Source organism: Dolichospermum sp. FACHB-1250 (assembly GCF_014696335.1).
Classification (GTDB): domain Bacteria; phylum Cyanobacteriota; class Cyanobacteriia; order Cyanobacteriales; family Nostocaceae; genus Dolichospermum; species Dolichospermum planctonicum.
In genome coordinates, this window is record NZ_JACJPZ010000006.1 from 21,637 (window position 1) to 44,738 (window position 23,102).

Below are 23,102 nucleotides of genomic sequence, written 5' to 3' on the forward strand. Positions count from 1 at the left end.
ATAATTACTAATATAATTACTAATTAAGATGGGTAACTGCGTATTCGTGTCTAGAATAAAACTTTGTACCTTAGCATCTTAGCGAAAAATAAAAATACTAACATCCTCAAGATAGATACCCACCCTCAGAAAATATGCCACAATGAAAGTAGAAACGTCTGTTAAAAAAACTTAACACCATTTTCTATTTTTAACTCCTGAACTCCTATTAGCAGGGGGTGGAACTATGATTAGTACAAATAACGATATCAGAATTGTTTCTTTAATTCCGAGTGCTACGGAAATTATCGCTAAACTGGGTTTATTTGATGCTATAGTAGGCAGGTCTCATGAATGTGACTATCCTCCAGAAATCGTAAATCGTCCAGTTTGTACCCAAGCACGTTTTAATGGTCATGCTAGTAAGAACTCTGTTCATAATCAAGTCAATGATGTACTACAATCTGCTTTAAGTATTCACAAGATCAAAGTTGATGTTTTGGAGAAATTGCACCCTACCCACATTGTCACTCAAGACCAATGTGATGCTTTTTCTGTTACTTTACCAGAAGTAGAAGCAGCAGTTGCCCAACTTACCCACAGTTCACCCCAAATTATATCTTTACAGCCTAACACATTACAAGATGTTTGGGGTGATATTGAACGAGTTAGTCGCACTTTCGGCGTAGATTCAGTACAAATACTGGATAACTTAGAAGCCCGTATTAAAATTTGCAAGCGCAAACTACAGGGGCTTTCTAATGCAGAAATGCCGAGGGTAGCTTGTATTGAATGGACTGATCCTTTAATAGCTGCTGCAAATTGGGTTCCTGAATTAATTAATTTAGCAGGGGGACAATCATTGTTTTGTTTGATGGGTAAACCCGCTGTTCATGTACAATGGGAAACACTAGTAGCTAGTAACCCAGATGTAATTATTTTCATGCCTTGTGGCTTTGATTTGCAACGGACTCAGCAACAAGCTGAATTATTAACTCAACGTCCAGAATGGAAAAAACTCCACGCTGTTCAAAGTGGAAGGGTTTTCATTACCGATGGTAATGCTTATTTTAACCGTCCTGGTCCACGATTGGTAGATTCTGTGGAGATATTAGCAGAAATATTGCATCCTGATATCTTTGATTATGGTTATCAAGGTACTGGTTGGCAAACTTTGTAAGCAGTATGCAAATAACTTGATTGTAGGTAGGAGTTTGATAATGTCTTAAACATTGCGTTGCGTTGCGTTATTATTATTGTTGTTTCGCGCAGATACGCAAATAAACAAAGTTTGAGATATTCAATTCTTACCTATTTACTCGTGTTGTTTCGAGTATATCTGTGTTTGACTCCTATGGGAAAATATTCAAGATCACCAATGGGTTTTAATTCTACTAAGGGGGTTTGATATTGGGGGGGAACATAATTAGCAAATTCACTATTCAGACGTAATAATTGGGTCAGAATAGAGTTAGTAATAGATGATTTTTTCTGTTCTTGATCTTCTATTCCTGGTGCTAGTTCGACGACTACAGATAAAAAGCGGTTTTTGTCTAAATCTTCTTTTACTTGTAATACAAATTTACCCGTTACCCATTCTCTAATAATTGGTTGTTCTAAACCTACTGTAATATTTTCTGGATAGATATTTGCGCCAAAATAGGAAACTGTAAAGTTAGAACGTCCGAAAACATAGACAAAAGGTAACTGATTAATTCCGCGATGATTTTCTAATTCTATGAGAGGATTAAAACCCCAAGTTGCTAAAAATTCTAGCATTTCTGGATAGGAAATTAAACCACCATGATCAAGAATACTATATCTAATTAAAGGAACTCCATTATCCCCAGAAAATAGGAGATTTCCCTCTTCAACTTCAAAAAACCGACTGCTAGGATCATATTGGACTAAAGTAGGTAAACGGGACTCTCCAAATAATGCTTTGGCTGCTGCGGGAGTACGCGCTAAAAACCGTCGAATACATATACTTAAAGAGGTTTCATTTCCTAAAACTCCCGCGTCTGCTGTTCCATATAAAGAAGCAAAATCATCACAGGGATTTTCAGAACCCATTCTTTCAGCGACTAAATTTCGCCATTCCTCACTAAATACTTCTCCGGCCATTACCAATTTAATATTATATTGTTTCCATTGCATTCCCTGAGCAAGACCCGTATCAATGACATCTTTTAAAAATGGTGGATATCCTAATAATACAACTTGCTGAAATTTAGTTCCTAATTCCTGGACAATTCGCAAAATTTCCGGTTTATTATTACCTGGAGTAATGACGGTCAGGGGATAACCTTTAGCAGCTAAATAACGACAACAATTAGTAGTAAACATTCCTCCTACCCAAGTTCCCAAGGAAAAACAAATTACTGCTAAAGTAGTTTGAGAATCTGCGTAAAAACTATTATGAAAAATTTGCTCAAAGCGGGTGGCTATGTGTAATTCATCTGTTAAAAAACGCGGCCAAAATGTTGATTTTCCTGTAGAACCGGAGGAAGCAGCTATAAAATCACAGTTTTCTATTTTTCCATGATAACACAATTGAGATACAGGATATTTTGCTAGATAATTCTCCTTATTAATTTTCGGGATTTTCTGAAAATCTGCTAAAGTTTGAATAGTATCTGGTTTAATTCCGGCTTTTGCTAAAAATTCTTGATATGCAGGTACATTGGCTGCGACTTTCTGAAATAATTTGATCACAGTTATTTCTAGATCATCATCAGGACACCGTTGAAGTTTTTCCTTTAAAGGAAGAGATATAAAGTTGGTGAGTTCTTGAATTATATTTTGGGTTTCCGTTGGGGATTTCATAATTTATCTCAGGTAAAAACTATGCTGTTGACTAGATTTATTTAATTTATGTTTATCATGTCGAAAATAGACTGGTAATCATACCATTTTCCCGTAAAACTGCATCAAATTTTTTCAAAGTTTTCTTTTCCGTCTTTGTGTCCTCTGTGTCCTCTGTGTCCTCTGTGGTTCGTTGATCTTAAATTTCCAATATATTTTATTTATATTTTTAAATAAAGACCAAAGAACGCGGGTAATTTTCGGGTAATTTTAATTAGTATTAAGTTTTTAAGATTTAAAAGGCTAGACTTAATCATTATAATGACAATAGAACAAAAATCTTGAGATGTCAACCCTAAAAATAGATATTTACTCAAAATTACAGAATATTGCTAATTATTAATATTTATAATGGAATTTTTATTTTCATACTCCGTGAGCAAATATTGCGTAAATCCTTCTGGTGATGTTGTATAACTTGATTAGACTTAATTTATCTCGTAGTATTATGCAAGTATATTGCAGTCAAAAACACGCAAATAATAGTAATCACCGTTTTTGTACTTTTTGCGGTGAATCACTACCCTTGACTGTGGGGCAAGTTATTGATAATCGTTATGAAATTGGACGTATATTAGGACAAGGTGGCTTTGGACGCAGTTATTTGGCTATTGATAGGCAAAAATCTCGGAAAATCTGCGTTTTAAAGGAATTTGCGCCCCAAGTTGTCAAACCCCAGGATTTACAAAAGGCCAAGGACTTGTTTGTACGGGAAGCGAGTGTTCTGAAAAAAATCCAACACTCCCAAATTCCGTGTTTTCACTCCGCTTTTCAGGTAAAAATTGGAATTAGGGATCTTTTCTTTTTGGTGCAAGATTATATTGAGGGTGATAATTATGACCAATTATTGGCACAGCGTCAAAGTCGGGGAAAGTGTTTTAGTGAGGAGGAGGTGATTAATTTACTGCACAATATTCTTCCGGTGCTGGCTTATATTCATGGTTTAGATATTGTTCACCGCGATATTTCCCCGGATAATTTGATTTTACGCCAAAGTGATAATTTACCAGTGTTGATTGATTTTGGGGGTGTGAAACAGTTACCAGCTTATCAAGGGTTTTTGCGGACGCAATTGGCGGGAAATGGAACTTTATTAGGTAAAAAAGGCTATGCACCGGAAGAACAGTTACTTCAAGGAAAGGTATATAAAAGTAGCGATTTTTATTCTTTAGCGGTGACAGCTTTAGTGCTAATTACTGGGAAACAACCAAATTTACTTTATGATGGTTTTAATGGGGTTTGGCTTTGGGGTAAGGAAATTAAGGTGAGTCCCAAGTTAGAGACTGTGTTAAGAAAGATGTTAGCCCATAAGCCCAGCGATCGCTATCAAAAGGCTGAACAAGTTATTAAAGATTTACCTTTGGCATCTATGGCATCTAGGGGGCAAACTATGATAAATTCTCACAATCATTCCCATCCTGATATGACTAAGCTGAAAACTCAAATAGTCGCACCAGGTATCAAAAAAGTCCGTACTATCGGTGGTAGCTTCCACAATAAGACGACATTATTTGTACAGAAAATACCTATGCCAGCATGGTTACGTCCTTTTACTGTTAGCTTGATGATGACAACGGGGGTGTTATTAACAGGTGTGGGTATGTTCGCTTTGAGTAATTTTGCGGTGAAGGAGATATCATCAATTACATTTCCTGAATTTGCAGTTCCCAAGATACCTGCTATTAATAATTCTGGGGGTGGAAAAAATAGTAAACGCAGTATTCAAGAGGTTTTGAGTCGTCTCAAAGAATTAGAAATTTCTGGGGTATTTTTCGCCAATACAGTTAATGAGATTTTCTATATGCAAAATCCGAATCTGAGGGGACGGAAATTAACGGAAAAACCAGAAGATGCTGCTTTACGGGAACAATGGAGCAACATTGCTAATCAGTTATTAAATAATTTGGAAAAGGCAAATTTAAGTCAAACAGCTAGACGGAAAATAGGTAATTATAGTCAACAAGATTCCCAACGGTGGGAACAACTGGCTAAAGCTGGTAAATTGGGTAAATATAAATCTTTCCGAGATTTACGTACGGACACATATCGAACCTTTGAACCCTTGTTTCCTGGTCAAAAACGCGGTCAACTGAATCAAAAAACTTTTTTACAGATTTGGTATGCGATCGCATCTGATAAAATAGCTAGTTAAATTGGGGTTAAAAACCGCTTTACACAGGTAAAAACCACCTAAATCGGTTTGAAATTCCTAATTTTTCCTGAGTCCGCCGCTGCGGACATTGTTTGTATAGCCGCGACTTCTAATTGCTAAGTCTCTAAGTTGACAATTGATAAATGACAAATGACAGATGACTAATCTTTATTGTTCTCAAGGACATCAAAATCCCCCTGGTAGTAGCTTTTGTCGTCAATGTGGAGAGAAAATTGCCAATATACCAACATCTGTAAATCACCATATTCAACCAGGTCAAATTTTAGGCGATCGCTATGTTATAATTCGGCAAATTGGCCAAGGAGGATTTGGCCGGACTTATTTAGCCGCAGATATTAACCGTTTTCAAGAAAATTGTGTTTTAAAAGAATTTTCTCCCCAAATACAAACTCCTGACCTGCTCCAAAAAGCAGCGGAACTTTTTCAAAGAGAAGCAAGTGTTCTTTATAAATTACAACATTCCCAAATTCCTAGATTTCGGGAATTATTACCAATTAATTTACAAGGTAAAGAAAGTCTTTTTTTAATTCAAGATTATGTAGATGGTGAAACTTTTAATTCTTTATTAAAACATCGTCAACAACGCGGTTTAAAATTTACAGAAACAGAAATTCGTCAACTATTACAGCAAATTTTACCAGTTCTGGAATATATTCACTCTCTTGGTGTTATTCATCGTGATATTTCTCCTGATAATTTAATGTTGAGAAATAGTGATCAATTACCTGTTTTAATTGATTTTGGTGGCGTGAAACAAGTAGCCGCAAATGTCGCTTCTCAATATTATCAAACAGGGGCAAAAACACCTTCTCCCAGTGAAACTTTGTTGGGAAAAATGGGATTTGCCCCGCCAGAACAAATGCAAACGGGTATGGTTTCTGCCCAAAGTGACTTATATGCTTTAGCTGCCACTATGTTAGTATTATTGACAGGTAAAGAACCACAAGAATTAATTGATACTTATAATCTGAGTTGGCAGTGGCGAAGGGAAGTTAGCTTAAGTGTTACATTGGGGCAAATTATTGATAAAATGTTATCACCAATTGCCAGTAATCGCTATCAAACAGCTAGTCAAGTTCTGCAAGCCCTTAATCCTCAACCTATTAACTATCCCCAAACTCAACCCCCCACCGCCGCAACTATCGCTTTTTCTCCCCCGAAAACCCCAGTTTCCCCACCTAAAATTACTCCCACTGCTCCTCAACCGAGTATTTGGACGGCAACGAATGTTTTTATAATTACCTTTGCTGTAATTACCAGCGGTGGCTTACTTACGTGGGGATTCAAAAACCGCAGTCATAATTTAAACGGGAGTCACTCAATAATTACATCTAACCCCAATTCTAGGGAATCAGTAAAACCAGAAGTTAATTTTTCACCAGCGGAAAAACAACGTAAACAAAAATTAAGCGATCGCCGTGAAGAATTAGACATAAATTATAACTTCTATGTTAAAATTACAAACGATCTATTTTGGGCAAAATACCCCAGTTTAAAAGGGCGTATTCTCAGCGATAGTCCAGAAGATGAGAAGTTACGCGCAAAATGGGATCAAACCGCCGCTGAAGTTCTAGAACAACTGTCAGAACTCAGTTCTGAATCCCGTAGTCAACTAGGAACTTATACATTATCAGTCCTCACTAACTGGAAAGCCGAAGTTAATAAAATTAACGTTGCTAGTCGTTCTTTGTATGATTTGGGGGATGTTGCTTTTTTCAGTAAATTTCCTGAACAAAGAAGTAAAGATTTTATCAAACAACCCATTGGACAAGTTTGGTATGGATTTGTCAACGATCAACTTAACGCCATTCTTGACAGAAGCGCATTTCAAAGATTAGTCTTTCCTGAAGGTGCTACCGGTAAAACAGTGAGTGGGAGTCTCAAACCAGGAAGAGGTAAAGTTTTCATTGCTGGACTAGCCAAAAATCAAAATTTAGAAGTTAAACTAAAAGCAAATTCAAAAGTTTTAATATCAATTTATTCTCCTACTGGGAAAACTGCATTTTTAGAAGATTCTCAAGAAAGAAGTATATCTAATACATTACCAGAAACAGGATTTTATGAATTTGTGGTTGTTTCCACAGCCTCAGAAACCGTAGATTATCAACTAACTATCATAGCAGAAAATCCCCCAGAACCAGAGCCAACACCCATAGAAACACCAACAGAAACCCCAAACCCTGAGAATAATTGAAAAGTTTATAGCATTTCCGATCTTAGTTAGGTATAGGAATCAGGAAGTCAACCTAAGTTCGCTCTTATATCGAAGAAACCCTACTATTACCCATTGAAGAAATAGAAAAACGCCCATTCAAATATCAAGAATAAACTGTCTCATTTTTGTAATCAAATCATCTTAGTAAATATGTATGCTATAATAAAGCTAAGTTGATTGAGTAAACTACTGGTATAGTATATAAATTGTAGTTAAGAAAACCCTTGTGTTACCACTGGAGATTGACCAAAAATGCTAAACCAATCTATTGCCAAAATGACTTTACAGGATTTAGAATCCTTAATTAATAGAATTGTTGATGAAAGAATTAATCAGGTTAATCTTGGTAAACGCAACAACATAGAAAAAACTGAAATTGTTCAAAAAATACATACCCTGCAAGAAAACTTAAAGCAAAAATATGGAGAATTTTCTGATTTGACAGAATTATTACGAGAAGATAGAGAGAGATGATCACAGATAAAATTGTCATTGATAGCAGTGTAGCCATTAAATGGTTTATTGCTCAAGATTATTCATTAGAAGCAAATAAAATTCTTGATGCTTATCAAGCACAACAAATTACCTTGATTGCACCAGACTTAATTTATGCAGAAATTGGTAATATTGTTTGGAAAATACAGCGATTTCAAGGTTTAACTAATCACGAAGCTGAGATGATACTTGATTTATTTCAGCAAATACAGTTAAAAATATTTCCTGCTGATGAATTATTAAAAGATGCCTATCAGTTTGCAGTCAATTATCAAAGAACCGTCTATGATAGCCTTTACCTAGCTTTAAGCATTAGAGAAAACTGTAAATTTATCACTGCTGATGCAAAATTGTACAGTGCTATTTATCCAAAAATACAAAATATTCAACTGATAAAAGATTGGATTTAAGTATGAGCGATCGCACAAAGTTCTCCAATTCCTGGAGGATGGAAATATTTACTTGTATCAAGAGACATGAGACTATTTTTACATTCTACAATTATGCTTGAATTAGAAAGTTGAATGAGAAAATCAGCACTTGGAGTGCGTCAGCGCTATAAATCCCAACCACACCGATAAATTACTCATACTGACGGACCCTACTAACTTACTGTTTTTCAATAATAACTTGACTAACTTTTGACCATCCTGACCATACTGAATCAGGAATTGTTAGTATATATCTATAGCGATATGTAGTTATATTTCCTTCTCGCTTTGGATTATTCCCTCCATCTTTAAAAAGAACCTGAGAACCAATAGGGACTCCATCTACATCCTTAAATACAGCACTAAGCCCTCGGTTTAAAGGTAAAGAAGAACAGAATAACCATGTGTATGTTTCACCACGTTCAAATCGAAAACAGGTGATTTTCTCATCAACAATCCACTCTACCTGTTTATTAGAATCATCATATCTAGATCCTGATTTCAAAATATATTGTATTTCTGTGTCGCTGTAAGTTTTTCTAGAATTAAAAACACTATAATCCCATTTTGGATCTGATAAACTTGGAGTCCGTTCAGAAGTAGGAGTTGGACTTGGAGTGGGATCAGGTGTAGGAGTTGATGTAGGTGTTGGTTCAGGTGATGGTGTTGGCTTGTTCAAATCTTGAATTATAGCAACTACTTTTTCCTTTTTTGACTCATAACTGTTTTTCAGATTAGTAACTGAAATAAAAACATCAGAAGGGATATCATTTAAAATCGCCAGTGCCTTATCCCATTTCTCCTTAACCGCTTCATAGTCTTCAGGTTCATTAGCCTTTCTCATCTGTTCTTCTGCATCTTGAGCTTGTTGTTTGGCTTGGTTAATGGAGTCAATCGCTTGATTTTCTTTATCTAAACGACGTTGTATCTTGGTTAATTGACTTTGATAGTCTGAAAGTTCCTTTTGGGCAGTATTGTATATCTTAGCAGATGTTGGTATAGTTTTTAGTTGAGCGATCGCATCTTGTACCTGTTCTTGAGATGCTCGTAATTCTTCCACATTCTTGGCACTTTCAAACAAATTTTGAGCAGTAACAGCTATATCTTTTGCTTGTTTGTATTTAGAACTAAATTCCTCATCACTAGCACAGTTATCCAGTGGTTTACAAATAATAGGAATATGCTCCGATTGAGTTCCTAAAAAAACTGTTCCCAGTACGAAAATTCCTATTGAACTCCAGGTGATTATCCGAGATGAGTTATTTGGCACAGAAATGCGACTCTTTGGAACACCTGAATTTTGCTTTGATTTAACTTGAGTAGATGATATTTTTGATGGTGAGTTTTGTTGTTGAGATGGTACTTGAGAAGATTTGTGTGAAGACTGATAAGCTGTTTTAGTTGTTAATTGTGAAGTTTTTAAAAATTGTAAAACTTCTTGAGCAGATTGATAACGGTCTTGATAATATTTTTGTAATAATTTATCTAAAACTGTGTCCAAGTCTCGGTTAACAGGTTTTTGTAAGTGAACACGCCAAGTTTTCACCCATTCATAGCCATATTCTTGGTAAAGTTCCCCAGGATGAACTCCTGTTAGTAAATGAAAACAAGTCGCACCCAAACTATATAAATCACTGGCAGGATATACTTTCCCATCCCGCATTTGTTCTAAAGGTGCATAACCAAAAGTACCAATTAATGTTCCTGTTGTAACTGTTCCCTGGAGTTGTTTTGATGCCCCAAAATCAATTAATATTAATTTGCCATCACTACGACGACGCATAATATTTTCTGGTTTAATATCTCGATGAATTACACCATACTCGTGAACTACCTCCAAGGTTGTTAATAAATCTTGTAATAAGGCGCGGATTTTTAATTCTGAGAATATTCCCTGGTTTTTTAATTCTTGTAATAAATTTGCACCGTCAATGAATTGTTGTACTAAATACAAACGGTTATCTTGTTCAAAATAAGCTAACAAAGTGGGAATTTGGGAATGTTCACCGAGTTCTTGTAGTTGCTGTGCTTCTTGTAAAAATAATTCCTTGGCTTTTTGGAAGGCGTTTGTACCAGTAATCTGCGGTGCAAATTGTTTAATTACGCACTGGGTGTTAAGTTTGTCAATGTCTTGTGCTAAATAGGTTTTGCCAAATCCCCCACTACCTAATGATTTAATCGGACGATAGCGGTTTCTCAATTTAATTAGGGGAACTCTACAGCTAGAACACAATTGGGTATGTTCGGAAACTGAGGGGTTATGACACCCTGGGTTAAGACAACATATCTGATTCATGGTTGTGGGGTGGTAGATACGTTTATGATTAAATATCTACTAATATATACGAAATACACTTAAATTGACAATTGACTGATTTTTTCCCCAGTAAGTAAGTATGCTAGAATTAAACCAGTTTCGTTATAGCGGTTATCCTTTGGACGCAATACAATCCAGAGCGCAGACCCTGCGCCCCTACAGGCTTTGCGATTGGATGACTGTATCTCACTCAAGTGCATACCACTATCACAGACAATTTTGATATTATATAAACTGTAGTTAAAACAAACCTGATATTACCACTGGAGATTGAGCAAAAATGCTAAATAATCAGTCTATTACCGAACTGACTTTACAGGATTTAGAATCCTTGATTAATAGAATTGTTGACGAAAAAATTAATCAAATCTATCTTGATCAAGATCACAAAATAGAACAAACTGAGATTGTTCAAAACATACATATCTTGCCAGAAGATATTGAAAATTCTAATCCCTTTGTTCAATTTGATGGTATTTTTAAAGATGACCCGCTTTTTGATCAATTTGTAGAAGATATGGCTGCAAATCGCCGTGAATTAGATGCAGAAATAGCTGCTTATGAATCTTCTTTAGAGGAGAATCAAACAGCGTGAGTAGATATATTCTTGATACTAATATTGTGACTCTTTCTCAACACGGAAATTCTCATATTGCTCAACGTGCCAAAATTGTGGGAATTGCCAATATATTTATTACAACTGTGACACTTGAAGAACAATTAAAAGGTAGATTAAGCTGTTAGTAGATGTGCCACTAAACCAGAATTATTACCAATTGCTCACCAAAATTTACTAATAACTCAACGTTATTTCTGTAACATGAATTTATTAGAATTTAATCAAGAATGTTGCGAATGTTTTAAAAAACTGCGTCAGCAGAAAATTAATACAGGTACACAAGATTTAAGAATTGCTGCTATAGCTTTAGTTAATAATGCAATTTTAGTAACTCAAAATTACCAAGATTTTATCAAAGTTCCTGATTTAAAAATGGAAGATTGGACTGTAAATATATAATATAGTTAAACTAGGGGAAATTTGAATAAAACAATTTGACCAACTATTGCCATTTTTCTATAATGTCCGCTTCTGTGTATTCGGGAAGATGATCATTTTCTAAACCTCTCATGGCCTGTTCAAGAGAAAATTGATTCCATTCTTGATTTTCTGTATTATTCCTAGATGAGAATAGGGTATTATAAAGTGTTAGTCTTTCTTCTTGCAATACTTCTCTAACCATCTCCTTAATCAAGGCTTTTAGTTCTTGGGTTTCCATGATTTGACCTTTTATATCGTCAGTAATTATCCGAACTTGATATTATTCCTTATCGTCAAAATTCACATCTTGATAAATGTCTACTAAACTAATTTCAAGATCAAGATGTTTTAACTTAATAATATCATTTTCAGATTTATATTCTCTAAAAATCCATTCTCCTTCATTAGTTTTGCTATAGTGCATGACTTGATATTGATTTTGTTCTACTAAAACATATTCTTTAAATTGGGGAATAGAACGATAAAAAGTAAATTTCTCACCTTGATCATAATTTTTTGTAGACTTGGATAAAACCTCAACAATTAATAAAGGATTAGTCACTGTAGTATTATTTATGCCTGTATAAGTAGCTTGTCCATCAGTTACAATTACATCAGGATATGTATATTGTCTTAGTTGTGGAATCCATAAACGCATATCTGCCATAAAAACTTCATTGGTTTTGCGTCTCAGGGCATATAATAAAATAGCAGCAATGGCTAGTGTAATTTTATTGTGATTACCACTTCCTCCAGTCATGGGTATAATTTCTCCATTGCGATATTCGCTTTTATAAAGTGCTTTTTCCTCTAATTCTAAATATTCTTCAGGTGTATAAGTATGTTTACGAGTTTTTAGCTGCATATTATTATCCCTAATATTGGAAACCAAGAACCTGCAATAATTCATTATTTCTCTGTTATAGCATTGCTTAGTCTAATAAAGTACAAAATTATCTGAGTTTGTCTGCGTTTATCTGTGTTTAATTATTAATGCTTGTACCTGACTTGAATGGGAATTGCTATAGCTTTAGATGTTACAGTTTACCATTCTTAACAAAAGAGAAGTGACACGACCTATAGACCTACTTCCTCCACCTACACCCTTTCCATCCCAATCATCCCAAAATCTAGCAGGTAAGTGTCCTTGTGGTGCAAATATATTAAATATTACATCTTTATACCACAACCACTCATTTCCTGTCCTCCATCCTACTTTATCGCCAAAGGCAGCCCAGATTTCATCATTATATTTTCTCATTCCTCCCAAACCTTGATAAATCTGGTTCTGCACGGAAAAACCAAAGCGCCCATTACTGTACTTTATCCACAAATCATCAATGGTACGGAGATCATCACAGGGAAAATTATCAATACTTGTTTCATTTAACCAACCTTCTTTTTCTCGTTGTGTTACTGCTAACATTATCCTGAATGTTTCCTCATCTGCTTCTTTCCATTTACCAGCTTCTAAAAATTGCTTTAATTTTTGATACCAACTTGGTATAGTATTAATAACTTCTGAATTAGATTGAAGTTTGGATACCAGAAAAGAAAACCCTCGTCGTACATCACCTCGATATTTTCCATTTTTTTTCAGTGGATAAATTGCGGGCAAGTGTCCTTGTGGTGCAGATGTATGAAAAGTTAACTCTTCATAATACAACCACTCATTTCCTGTCCTCCATCCTACTCTATCGCCAAAGGCAGCCCAGATTTCATCATTATATTTTCTCGTTCCTCCCAAACCTTGATAAATCTGGTTCTGCACAGAAAAACCAAAGCGCCCATTACTGTACTTTATCCACAAATCATCAATGGTACGGAGATCATCACAGGGAAAATTATCAATACTTGTTTCATCTAACCAACCTTCTTTTTCTCGTTGTGTTACCGCTAACATTATCCTGAATGTTTCCTCATCTGCTTCTTTCCATTTACCAGCTTCTAAAAATTGCTTTAATTTTTGATATCCACTGGGTACAGGTAATTGCGGAACAGCTAGACAAGAAACTAGGTTAATATTTTGATGTACAGAATTAAACTCATTAATAACTTCTGGAATAGATTGATAACGATGCTTGGGAATAGGATGAGCTAATTTGTCCAAAATCTTACCCAATTTATCACTAACCACATTCCCATTCAAGTAATCTCGCCATACCCATTCACCTTCTAAGGGACTATATAAATCAAAGGGACTAATTCCTGTTAATAAATGCAGACAAGTCACACCCAAACTATACAAATCACTAATAAATAATGGTTTACCCATAGACTGTTCAGGAGCGCAATATTCAGCCGATCCTATAATTGTTCCTGTGGCTGTCCGCTGCTGTGGCTTTAATACCTTAACTGCGCCAAAGTCTACTAAAAATAGTTTGTTGTCACTATAACGACGTATGATATTCTCTGGTTTGATATCTCGGTGTATAATACCCCGGCTATGAATTGCTTGCACAACTGGTAATAAGTCCTGTAATAAGTGCCAAATTTTAGACTCGTTAAATATTCCCTGGTGTTCTAGTTCTGTTGATAAATTCTCACCATCAATAAACTGTTGTACCAAATACAGGCGGTTATTGTCGCTGAAGTATGCTAATAAAGCCGGAATCTGTGGACATTCACCAAGTTGTTGTAATTGTTGCGCTTCTTGTAAAAATAATTCTGTGGCTTTTTGTAGTTCTGTTGTTCCTTGGGTTTGAGGTGCAAATTGTTTAATAACGCACTTTTCGTTTAATTTGTCAATATCTACCGCCAAATAGGTCTTAGCAAATCCCCCACCACCCAAAGGTTTAAAGGGTTGATAGCGGTTTTTTAATATAACTAAGGGGATTCCACAGATAGGACAAAATTTGGTATGTTGGGGAACTGATGGGTGATTACATTCCGGGTTGAGACAACATATCTGATTCATGTTTATGCAGTGGTAGATAGGTTTATGATTAAATATCTACTAATATATACGAAATAGACTTAAATTGATAATTGACTGATTTTTTCCCCAGTAAGTAAGTATGCTAGAATCAATACCTTGTCCATTTTCTGTAGGTTGGGTTAAGCGACAGCGCAACCCAACGCATTTGTTGAGTTTCATGCTTCAACCCAACCTACAAATCAAGGCTTTTTCTAATTTGGATGACTGTATCTCACTCAGAAGATATTGAAAATTCTAATCCTTTTGTTCAGTTTGATGGTATTTTTAAAGATGATCCACTTTTTGATGATTTTGTAGAAGATATAGCTGCAAACCGCCGTGAATTAGATGCAGAAATAGCTGCTTATGAATCTTATTTAGAGGAAAATCAAACAGCGTGAGCCGATATATTCTCGATACTAATATTGTGACTTTTTCTCAACATGGAAATCGTCATATTGCTCAACGTGCAAAAATTGTTGGCATTTCCAATATATTTATTAATATTTATTACAACCGTGACACTTGAAGAACAATTAAAAGGTAGATTAGCCGCTATTAGTAGATGTGCTACTAAACCAGAATTATTACCAATTGCTCACCAAAATTTACTAATAACTCAACGTTATTTCTGTAACATGAATTTATTAGATTTTAATGAGTCCGCTTGTGAATGTTTTAAAAAACTGCGCCAGCAGAAAATCAACATAGGTACACAAGATTTAAGAATTGCTGCTATAGCATTAGTTAATGATGCAATTTTAGTAACTCAAAATTACCAAGATTTTATCAAAGTTCCTGATTTAAAAATGGAAGATTGGACGGTAAATATATAGTTAAAGTTTGATTGAATGAAGGACAAGGCCAAAAGCCTCATCCTTCACCGCTATTAATTACGCTTCATCTAAAGCTGCAATACCAGGTAAAATCTTACCTTCTAACAACTCCAAACTCGCACCACCACCAGTAGAAATATGGCTCATTTGATCAGCCAAACCTACTTTTTCTACAGCGGCTACAGAATCACCACCACCGATAATGGTAATTGCGCCGGTTTTGCTGATATCTGCTAGAGTATGAGCGATCGCTTCTGTACCCGCAGCAAATTTATCAAACTCAAACACACCCATTGGACCATTCCAAATTACAGTCTTACAATCAGCCAAAGCCGCTTGGAAAACCTTTACAGAATCAGGACCAATATCTAAACCCATCCAACCATCAGGGATTGCATCAATGCTGACGGTTTGAGAATTCGCATCAGGAGCAAATTTATCTGCTAGTACCACATCTGTAGGTAGTAACAAGGCCACACCCCGTTCTTTAGCTTTTGCTTCCAAAGATTTCGCTAATTCCAGTTTATCTTCTTCCACCAAAGACTTACCAACACTCAAACCACGGGCTTTGTAGAAGGTGAAAATCATCCCCCCACCAATGATCAACTTATCGCATTTTTCTAACAAAGTTTCAATTACACCGATTTTGCTAGAAACCTTAGAACCACCAATAATAGCCGCTAAAGGACGTTGAGGAGCTTCAATGGCACTTTGTAAGTATTGCAATTCCTTCTCAACCAAATAACCAGCTACAGAAGGGCTTAAAAACTTAGTTACACCCTCAGTAGAAGCGTGGGCGCGGTGTGCAGTTCCAAAGGCATCATTTACATAAAAATCAGCGTTTGCTGCCAATTTTTGAGCAAATTCGGGGTCGTTCTTTTCTTCTTCCTTGTAAAAGCGGACATTTTCTAACAATAGCACTTGGCCATTGTCCAAAGCTGCAACTTTAGCAGCAACATCATCACCAATACAGTCATCAGTTTTGATAACTTCCTGTCCCAACAACTCAGAAAGACGTTGAGCGACGGGAGTTAAACGCAATTTTTCATCTACACCCTTGGGACGACCGAAATGGCTTGTTAAAATGACCTTAGCACCCTTTTGGGTCAAATCTTGGATAGTTGGTAGCGCTGCCCGAATCCGAGTATCATCAGTAATGTGGCCTTGATCATCCACAGGCACATTAAAATCAACCCGTACTAAAGCGCGTTTTCCAGATATATCAGCCGCAGATAAACTTGCTAAACTTTTTTTAGACACAGTACAACTCTCCTGATTACTTTTTTGTTATTGTCTTCAAAATATGACCATCAAAATTTTACCGGAGTGAGGGGCGCAGAGGTGAGATATGTTTAAAACAGTTTTATTTCCCATTGATCAAAGTCGAGAAGCCAGAGAGGCCGCTGATATAGTTGCCAATATCGTGCAAAAATATAATAGCCGCTTAATTCTGCTTTCAGTTGTTGAAGAGCCAAACTCAGAAGCATCTACTACTAGTCCCATGGTATCTTCAGAAATAGTTGCCCAACTCCTAGAAAATGCCCGCACCCTATTTTCTGAACAGGGAATTACAGCGGAATTACTAGAAAGACAAGGTAAACCAGCCTTTACTATCTGTGATGTTGCTGATGAAATTGAGGCCAGTTTAATTATTATGGGTTGTCGAGGACTAGGCTTAACGGAGGAAGGCTCAACTGATAGCGTTACTACGCGAGTAATCAATCTTTCTCCCTGTCCTGTTTTGATTGTTCCTTAATTAACTATCGGGTGCGTTAATGTGAAATAACACAGTGTAGCGCACCCTGTAAATTATTTGTAATATTTACTTCTCTTGTTCCAATTGCTGGTTCGCAAGTTCTAAATCTGGAAACTCACCACGTCTCATGCGTGTAACATATTCTTGAGCATCCATACCACCTAGTAAATTGGGTGCTATTCCGGCAAATTCCATCAAATTGCGGCTTGGTTTACGTTTAATTTCGCAATGTTGCAGTCTTTGGGTTAGGTGTGATATTAAACTTAATTGTTCATCTGGTGTAAGTGTATCCGCTAGTGTCATTAACTCAATCAATCGTTTAGACATTTAATTTTATCCTCTGGACAATTTCTGGTAAAATCTACGCAAGTTACATATTGGCAGGGTGCATCACCTAAGTATAATCTGTATTTATCTATATTGATAAGTAGGTGAACGGAAAAAAACCAACATAAGTAACGAAAAGTTGCCCAAAACCTCTTCCCTGTTCCCTGTTCCCTGTTCCCTGTTCCCTGTTCCCTTGTCATAACGACAATTTTTAACGCCAACCTACTTAGCATAGCGCAAAAGTTTGAAATGACGGGATACCAATTTAGCCGGGATTTATGATACACTAGCCTCAATAATTCCCTAAAACCTCAACAATCGCTAAATTAAGGCATTTAACTCATGCTTTCCCAGATTTTCCAACAAAGTGGGAACTGGTTTTAATATCAAGTCTGCTTGGGAGTTCGTGATCAAAAAATTAGGGAGAAAGTAAATTATGGATTTGCGTCAGCACCTTGAAGAAAAATTAAAAAAAGATTTTCAACTTCTTAAAGACTATGAAGATCGGAAACGTAATGAAAATGATCCAGGACTTCGTAATAGGTGGGAGACTAACATTCAGTTAATCAAACAAGAAATCAAAAAACGTCAAGAAGAATTACAACAAGAATTAAATAAATCACCTGAACCTTCTTCAAATTCATCCTTAAATCAATCTTTTAGCCAAGATTTGGGTTTTGGTGTAAAATTAGAGATGGTTTATATTCCTGGTGGGACATTTTTCATGGGCGCACCAAAAACAGAGGAAGAGAGTTTAGATACAGAACGTCCCCAACACTATGTAACGGTGAAGCCCTTCTACATGGGGAAATACACTATTACTCAAGAACAATGGGAAAAAGTCGTTTATTCCTGTCCTCCAGTTGCCAGAGAATTAAATTCTCGTCCTGCTTACTGCCAAGGTGATAAACTACCTGTAGAACAAGTATCTTGGAACGATGCGGTTGAGTTTTGTGCTAGACTATCTCACAAGACAGGACAAAAATACCGTTTACCCAGTGAAGCTGAATGGGAATATGCCTGTCGTGCAGGTTCTGCAAAACCTTTTGCTTTTGGTGACACAATCACCACAGATGTGGTAAACTATAATGGTAACTTCACCTATGGTAATGCCTCCAAGGGAGAATATCGAGTAAGAACAACTCCAGTAGGAACTTTTCAGCCCAACACCTTTGGTTTATGTGATATGCACGGCAATGTCTGGGAATGGTGCGCTGATACTTGGCATGATAACTATCATGGTGCGCCTAATGATGGAAGTGCGTGGATAAGCGAAACTAATCAAATCTTTAAGGTGCTGCGGGGCGGGTCTTGGATCAACCTTCCTCATTACTGCCGTTGTGCGTCTCGTAACTACGGCAGTAAGGGCGTGCGCGACGACCTCTACTACGTTATTGGTTTTCGTATTGTCTGCGTTGTTGAGAGAAATTAGTAGCCTTTTATACTCCTGCTCTTTTGCCCTCTGCTCTTTTCTTCTTTACCCTTGCCAAGGGTAACGGAGTGGAGCGATCTTTTTTTATTTTGTGACTTTTGAGAAATTCGAGCTATTTAATTTGACAGAAACTTTCATATCCTTGGTTTCAACTATAATAACACACAAATCTGAAGCTGTCAACTCGTTCCCAGACTCCGGCTGGGAATGCCCTCAAGAGGCTCTGCCTCAAACCTCACAAATCAACTCGTTTACCCTCGTTCCCAGACTCCGGCTGGGAATGCCCCCCAGAGGCTCTGCCTCAAGCATCCCACCTCACACCTCAAAAATCAACCAACTCAACAGACATTGACGCTCACCGCCCTATAGAGGGATGGGGTATTACGGCGTTTTCTGATAAACTTGGTAATTCCAGATAATTCCGATAACTAGAATAACGCCCATGAGACGGCTCATCAACATAACCACGTTGCACCGGATTATGATGAATGTAATCTAATTTTTGTCTAAACATTTCCGCATTAGAAATTGCCTGGGGGTGAAAACCTTTTTGCCAAAGTTGATAATCTTGTTTTGTTTTATGTTTTAACTTATGAAATTCTAGTTGGTTAAGTACATAACTGGCGTTATTTTTCTCAAGTAAATCAATAATAGAACCAGCCGTAAATGATTTAAAATTTCCGATTTCTTTAGATAAGTTGGTAGCAGCAGCGATAAAATAAAGATGATTTTCCATCCAAAGTGTATTAATCAAGAATTACTCTAAATTATGAACCAACCACTAAACCAAGAACAGTTAAACCAGATCATTGCTGAAGTCCAAGGATTACAATTACGTCAAGAGGCAGAACTTAATCAACAGCAGGTTAAAGAGATTTTACAAGACCTGAATTTACCACCTGAATTATTAGATGAAGCATTAATTCAAGTGCGACGTAAACAAGCTTTACAAGTCCAAGAACGCCGTCATAAATTAATTGGTTTGGGAGTAGCTGCGGCTGTAATTATGGCCATAGGATTAACAGTGTTTTTTCATCAACAAAAAAGTTCTTTACTGGCTAATGTTTCCGCACAACAGGACAAAATTACTTTAAAGTCAAACAATGATATTTTAGAAAATATCTCCCGTCAAGCTAATTCAGAACTTGTTTATCGTGTGACTTTGAAAGATGCACCTATAGGTAAAAAACTCCATCTTTCTTGTGATTGGATTGACCCAAATGGTCAAGTCGTTAAACAAAATAATTATCAAACTCGTGAAATCAAAACCTCAGTGTGGGATACTTTTTGTCGTTATAGTATTAATCCTACCACACCTGTGGGAAATTGGCAAGTACAAATGTTGCTGGAAGGTCGGAAAATTAGTGAAGCAACTTTTGTAGTGCAATAATTATGTTTCCCTATCATTTTATCGGTTATTGGGGTGATAATAGAAAAGAGTTTCTCACCCAGAAACGCAAAGGCGCGAAGAGAAGAGGTGAAGAGGAGAAGTTCTTTTGGGATGTTGTTTATATTGGTTGTGAGTCTTTACCTGTATTACCAAAAAATACGATTGCGGGTATTTCGGCTGGGGGTTTTTCGCTCTTAGATGTTTGGGTGAAGATAACAGATCATCAGTTGATTTTGGGTCGAGAAATTTTTGGTAGAGTGCCTTTATTTTGGACTCAGCAAGGTGGGGTAATTTGGTTTTCCTCTCAGTTACAATTGCTTTTAGAAATCCTAGAAAAACCGCAGGTTAGTATTCCTGGTTTATATGGTTATAGTTGTTTTTCCTATGTTCCTAATCCTCTCACCCCTGTTAATGAAGTCTTTTCTGTGACTGCGGGAACTGAGATGATTTTTAATGGTTTTGGTGATCCTCAAGTTCACAATATTTATCAATGGTATGAATCAAAGGAACAAATTAAAGATGAAAATACCGCAGTTTCTCAATTACAAATTTTATTAAAAAATTCAATTCAAACACAAATTTCTGATTTAAAAGATCAACCTGTGGGGGTTTTTCTGTCTGGAGGTTTGGATTCTTCCATTGTTGCGTCTTTATTGGTGGAAGCTGGGGTAAAAGTTCGCGCTTACACTTTGGATTTTGGTAATGTGGGTATTCCTGAATATCCTTATGCACAACAAGTGGCCGAATTTCTTAATATTCCTTTAGTGAAAGTTGATGCTAGTCCCAGTAATATTAAAAAGGCTTTAATTCCTACTGTAAAAGCTTTAGATTTACCCTTTGGTGACGGGGTAACTGTTCCTTTATATCTCTTAAATCAAATTGCTGCTCAAGAAACTCAGGTGATTTTTAATGGTGAAGGTGGTGATCAATTATTTGCCGGTTGGACTAATAAACCTTTAATTGCTGCGGGTATTTATCAATCTGAATATCCTGATCAAGTAGAAAGTTTCATGCAGCAATATCTCCGCACTTTTCACCGTCTTTGGAGTTATGAAAAACGAATTTATCAGCCGCAAATATATGCCCAAATTCAAGGTCTAAATGCTCAGGAATGGTTGTTAAATGCTCTTGATACTAGTTTTTGCCCTTCCTTGTTACATCGCCTCCGTCGTGGTAGTTTGATGTTAAAAGGAGCGCAAAATATTCACCCCCGTGCGACTGCGTTGGGTTTTGCTCATGGTTTGGGTGTGCGATCGCCTTTTTGTGATTTACTGTTAGGAGAATGGACCTTTCAACTATCCGGTGAACTGTGCTTACACGGTGCTTGTGAGAAGTATATTCTTAAACGCGCTGTCGAAAATTGGCTACCAAAGGAGATCGTTTGGAGACAAAAACGTGGTATGGGTGTTCCCCTCACCTCCTGGTGTCTAAATAATTTTTGGCATGATCTTGGCAATTGGCTAAATCCTGGTATAATGGAATCACATAGCTACTTTTTTCCCGATATTGCATCACGAATTGTCGCAGGTAAACTGGGGGGACAAATTCAAGGGCGACGTATTGGCGAAAGTCTATGGTTATTGATCATCTGGCAACTTTGGTATACTCACGTTTTTGGTTCTGAACTCGGTAAAAAGTCCTTATATCACCCATTTATCTTACCTCCATGGTTATGGAAACAGTACCAAAAGTTCCAATTTTAGGACTAGAATTAACACCAGAACTCGTACATAAACTATTACAAGTTTACGGTTCTCCTTTATATGTTTATGATGCCGATATTTTACGCCAAACTATTTCATATATCACCAAAGCTATTAGTTATCCCCATACTCAGTTTCATTTTGCTAGTGTAACAAATAGTAATATTGCACTACTAAAAATATTTAAAAACGCCGGTTGGGGACTTCATGCTAATACTCCAGGTGATATTTATTTGGGTTTAAATGCGGGTTTTCATGCTGGTGATATCGTCTATAGCGGTAGTAATTTAAATCGGGAGGAAATGGTACAAGTTATTAATTGGGGTGTAACAACTCTCAATTTAGATAGTATTTCTCAGTTGCGTTTGTGTTGTGAGGTTTTTTCATTTCGCGCAAAAACGCAGAAAAACACAGAAAAAAAGTTAAATCTTGGTTTGCGGTTGAATGTTGCGGAAGATAGTCGTATTGGTGTTAGTTCTCTAGATTTTGATCAGGCCGTTTCTATTAGTCGTGCTGTAGGTTTAAAGATTTCTGGTTTACATTTTTATCGCGGTACGGGAACTAATGCAACAACAGCTTTCACTGATGTAATTGATTCAATTTTAGCAACTGCAAAAAAGTTACCAGATTGGCAATATTTAGATTTTGGTGGTGGTTTTGGTTATCCCTATCATCATGATAATATGGCTTTTGATTGGCAATTATTTGGACATCAATTAACTAATAAAATTAGTAAAATTGGCAAAAATATTAATTTAATGATTGAGCCAGGACGCTCTGCTATAGCGAGTTGTGCTACTTTATTGGCTAAAGTTGTTTCGGTAAAATGGCAAGGAGAAAAACAAATTATCGGTGTAGATTCCACTATTGCTAATATTTCTGTTATTTCTGTACATGGAGGTTATCGAGAAATTAGAACTTTGAAAAATTCAACTTCTCAAAAGTATCTAACTGATGTTTGTGGAAATACCACATATTCACGGGATTATTTAGGCAAAAACTGCCAACTTCCTGCTTTAGAAATTGGCGATATTATCGCTATTTTAGATGTTGGTGCTTATGGTTATGCTATGTCTTCTCACTTTTTACATCGTCCCAGACCTGCGGAAGTATTATTAGAAAATGGTAGACATCGTTTAATTCGTAAACGGGAAGATTACAGCATTCTACTTAATAATCAAATCATCTAAAATTCGACTTCTTTAATTATTAATTTATCCCCAAAAT

23 protein-coding genes are annotated in these 23,102 nt (G+C 36.4%); 15 read left to right on the top strand and 8 right to left on the bottom strand.

The features are described 5' to 3' along the window. Window positions 1-226: 226 nt before the first annotated feature. The gene (locus H6F39_RS03330; protein ID WP_137908423.1) at window positions 227-1,159 is read left to right on the top strand and encodes a cobalamin-binding protein; all 933 of its coding nucleotides are present in this window, start codon (window positions 227-229) and stop codon (window positions 1,157-1,159) included. 131 nt (window positions 1,160-1,290) lie between these two features. Here the strand turns inward: H6F39_RS03330 and H6F39_RS03335 are convergent, their stop codons facing one another. Beyond that, window positions 1,291-2,805 (bottom strand): phenylacetate--CoA ligase family protein, encoded by a 1,515-nt coding sequence (locus tag H6F39_RS03335; protein ID WP_190396228.1) that lies wholly within the window; start codon window positions 2,803-2,805, stop codon window positions 1,291-1,293. Window positions 2,806-3,292: 487 nt separating this feature from the next. On the opposite strand from H6F39_RS03335, the gene H6F39_RS03340 reads away from it, so the two are divergent. From H6F39_RS03340 to H6F39_RS03355, 4 genes are all read left to right on the top strand, one after another. Further along, on the top strand, window positions 3,293-4,996 hold the full coding sequence (locus tag H6F39_RS03340; protein ID WP_190396229.1) for a serine/threonine-protein kinase: 1,704 nt from the start codon (window positions 3,293-3,295) through the stop codon (window positions 4,994-4,996). A 157-nt stretch (window positions 4,997-5,153) separates the two neighbouring features. Beyond that, entirely contained in the window at window positions 5,154-7,211 is a 2,058-nt protein-coding gene (locus tag H6F39_RS03345) for a serine/threonine-protein kinase (protein ID WP_190396230.1), read from the top strand. 273 nt (window positions 7,212-7,484) lie between these two features. Beyond that, on the top strand, window positions 7,485-7,706 hold the full coding sequence (locus tag H6F39_RS03350) for a hypothetical protein (RefSeq protein WP_137908429.1): 222 nt from the start codon (window positions 7,485-7,487) through the stop codon (window positions 7,704-7,706). Then, window positions 7,703-8,137, top strand: a complete 435-nt coding sequence (locus tag H6F39_RS03355; protein WP_190396231.1) for a type II toxin-antitoxin system VapC family toxin — start codon at window positions 7,703-7,705, stop codon at window positions 8,135-8,137. Before H6F39_RS03350 ends, H6F39_RS03355 begins: the two co-directional genes overlap by 4 nt. A gap of 199 nt (window positions 8,138-8,336) precedes the next feature. Here H6F39_RS03355 and H6F39_RS20565 read toward each other — a convergent pair whose 3' ends face one another. After that, window positions 8,337-10,454, bottom strand: coding sequence for a protein kinase (locus H6F39_RS20565; protein WP_242028604.1), 2,118 nt, complete (start codon window positions 10,452-10,454; stop codon window positions 8,337-8,339). A gap of 301 nt (window positions 10,455-10,755) precedes the next feature. On the opposite strand from H6F39_RS20565, the gene H6F39_RS03365 reads away from it, so the two are divergent. The 3 genes from H6F39_RS03365 to H6F39_RS20120 all read left to right on the top strand — a co-directional run bounded on the left by H6F39_RS03365 (window position 10,756) and on the right by H6F39_RS20120 (window position 11,493). Then, a complete protein-coding gene (locus H6F39_RS03365) occupies window positions 10,756-11,070 on the top strand; it encodes a hypothetical protein (protein ID WP_190371985.1) in 315 nt (104 codons plus the stop codon). Continuing rightward, window positions 11,067-11,219: a hypothetical protein gene (locus H6F39_RS20115; protein WP_199290851.1), complete on the top strand. Its 153-nt coding sequence runs from the start codon at window positions 11,067-11,069 to the stop codon at window positions 11,217-11,219. Before H6F39_RS03365 ends, H6F39_RS20115 begins: the two co-directional genes overlap by 4 nt. A 76-nt stretch (window positions 11,220-11,295) precedes the next feature. Continuing rightward, the gene (locus H6F39_RS20120) at window positions 11,296-11,493 is read left to right on the top strand and encodes a type II toxin-antitoxin system VapC family toxin (RefSeq protein WP_199290852.1); all 198 of its coding nucleotides are present in this window, start codon (window positions 11,296-11,298) and stop codon (window positions 11,491-11,493) included. 43 nt (window positions 11,494-11,536) lie between these two features. Here the strand turns inward: H6F39_RS20120 and H6F39_RS03375 are convergent, their stop codons facing one another. From H6F39_RS03375 to H6F39_RS03385, 3 genes are all read right to left on the bottom strand, one after another. Continuing rightward, a complete protein-coding gene (locus H6F39_RS03375; protein ID WP_190396232.1) occupies window positions 11,537-11,752 on the bottom strand; it encodes a hypothetical protein in 216 nt (71 codons plus the stop codon). 42 nt (window positions 11,753-11,794) lie between these two features. Continuing rightward, on the bottom strand, window positions 11,795-12,379 hold the full coding sequence (locus H6F39_RS03380; protein WP_190396233.1) for a Uma2 family endonuclease: 585 nt from the start codon (window positions 12,377-12,379) through the stop codon (window positions 11,795-11,797). A gap of 165 nt (window positions 12,380-12,544) precedes the next feature. Further along, window positions 12,545-14,431, bottom strand: coding sequence for a serine/threonine-protein kinase (locus tag H6F39_RS03385; RefSeq protein WP_190396234.1), 1,887 nt, complete (start codon window positions 14,429-14,431; stop codon window positions 12,545-12,547). A gap of 221 nt (window positions 14,432-14,652) precedes the next feature. Here H6F39_RS03385 and H6F39_RS03390 point away from each other — a divergent pair, with 221 nt between their 5' ends. Both H6F39_RS03390 and H6F39_RS03395 read left to right on the top strand, forming a co-directional pair. Beyond that, on the top strand, window positions 14,653-14,832 hold the full coding sequence (locus tag H6F39_RS03390; protein WP_137908829.1) for a hypothetical protein: 180 nt from the start codon (window positions 14,653-14,655) through the stop codon (window positions 14,830-14,832). 117 nt (window positions 14,833-14,949) lie between these two features. Beyond that, window positions 14,950-15,267, top strand: coding sequence for a type II toxin-antitoxin system VapC family toxin (locus tag H6F39_RS03395; RefSeq protein WP_199290853.1), 318 nt, complete (start codon window positions 14,950-14,952; stop codon window positions 15,265-15,267). Window positions 15,268-15,324: 57 nt separating this feature from the next. Here H6F39_RS03395 and pgk read toward each other — a convergent pair whose 3' ends face one another. Then, window positions 15,325-16,527: a phosphoglycerate kinase gene (gene pgk / locus H6F39_RS03400; RefSeq protein ID WP_190396235.1), complete on the bottom strand. Its 1,203-nt coding sequence runs from the start codon at window positions 16,525-16,527 to the stop codon at window positions 15,325-15,327. A gap of 88 nt (window positions 16,528-16,615) precedes the next feature. Here pgk and H6F39_RS03405 point away from each other — a divergent pair, with 88 nt between their 5' ends. Continuing rightward, window positions 16,616-17,023 (top strand): universal stress protein, encoded by a 408-nt coding sequence (locus H6F39_RS03405; RefSeq protein ID WP_137908831.1) that lies wholly within the window; start codon window positions 16,616-16,618, stop codon window positions 17,021-17,023. A gap of 66 nt (window positions 17,024-17,089) precedes the next feature. Here H6F39_RS03405 and H6F39_RS03410 read toward each other — a convergent pair whose 3' ends face one another. Continuing rightward, entirely contained in the window at window positions 17,090-17,350 is a 261-nt protein-coding gene (locus tag H6F39_RS03410) for a hypothetical protein (RefSeq protein ID WP_190396236.1), read from the bottom strand. A 436-nt stretch (window positions 17,351-17,786) separates the two neighbouring features. Here H6F39_RS03410 and H6F39_RS03415 point away from each other — a divergent pair, with 436 nt between their 5' ends. Continuing rightward, entirely contained in the window at window positions 17,787-18,782 is a 996-nt protein-coding gene (locus H6F39_RS03415) for a formylglycine-generating enzyme family protein (RefSeq protein WP_190396237.1), read from the top strand. A gap of 355 nt (window positions 18,783-19,137) precedes the next feature. Here the strand turns inward: H6F39_RS03415 and H6F39_RS03420 are convergent, their stop codons facing one another. Continuing rightward, the gene (locus tag H6F39_RS03420) at window positions 19,138-19,536 is read right to left on the bottom strand and encodes a hypothetical protein (RefSeq protein WP_242028605.1); all 399 of its coding nucleotides are present in this window, start codon (window positions 19,534-19,536) and stop codon (window positions 19,138-19,140) included. Between the two features lie 15 nt (window positions 19,537-19,551). Between H6F39_RS03420 and H6F39_RS03425 the strand changes: the two genes are divergently transcribed. From H6F39_RS03425 to H6F39_RS03435, 3 genes are read left to right on the top strand one after another with little or no spacing between them, the layout of a single operon-like run. Beyond that, window positions 19,552-20,172, top strand: a complete 621-nt coding sequence (locus H6F39_RS03425) for a DUF3859 domain-containing protein (RefSeq protein ID WP_190396238.1) — start codon at window positions 19,552-19,554, stop codon at window positions 20,170-20,172. A gap of 2 nt (window positions 20,173-20,174) precedes the next feature. Then, on the top strand, window positions 20,175-21,875 hold the full coding sequence (locus H6F39_RS03430) for an asparagine synthetase B (RefSeq protein WP_190396239.1): 1,701 nt from the start codon (window positions 20,175-20,177) through the stop codon (window positions 21,873-21,875). Beyond that, window positions 21,839-23,065, top strand: a complete 1,227-nt coding sequence (locus tag H6F39_RS03435) for a decarboxylase (RefSeq protein ID WP_190396240.1) — start codon at window positions 21,839-21,841, stop codon at window positions 23,063-23,065. Before H6F39_RS03430 ends, H6F39_RS03435 begins: the two co-directional genes overlap by 37 nt. Window positions 23,066-23,102 lie beyond the last annotated feature (37 nt).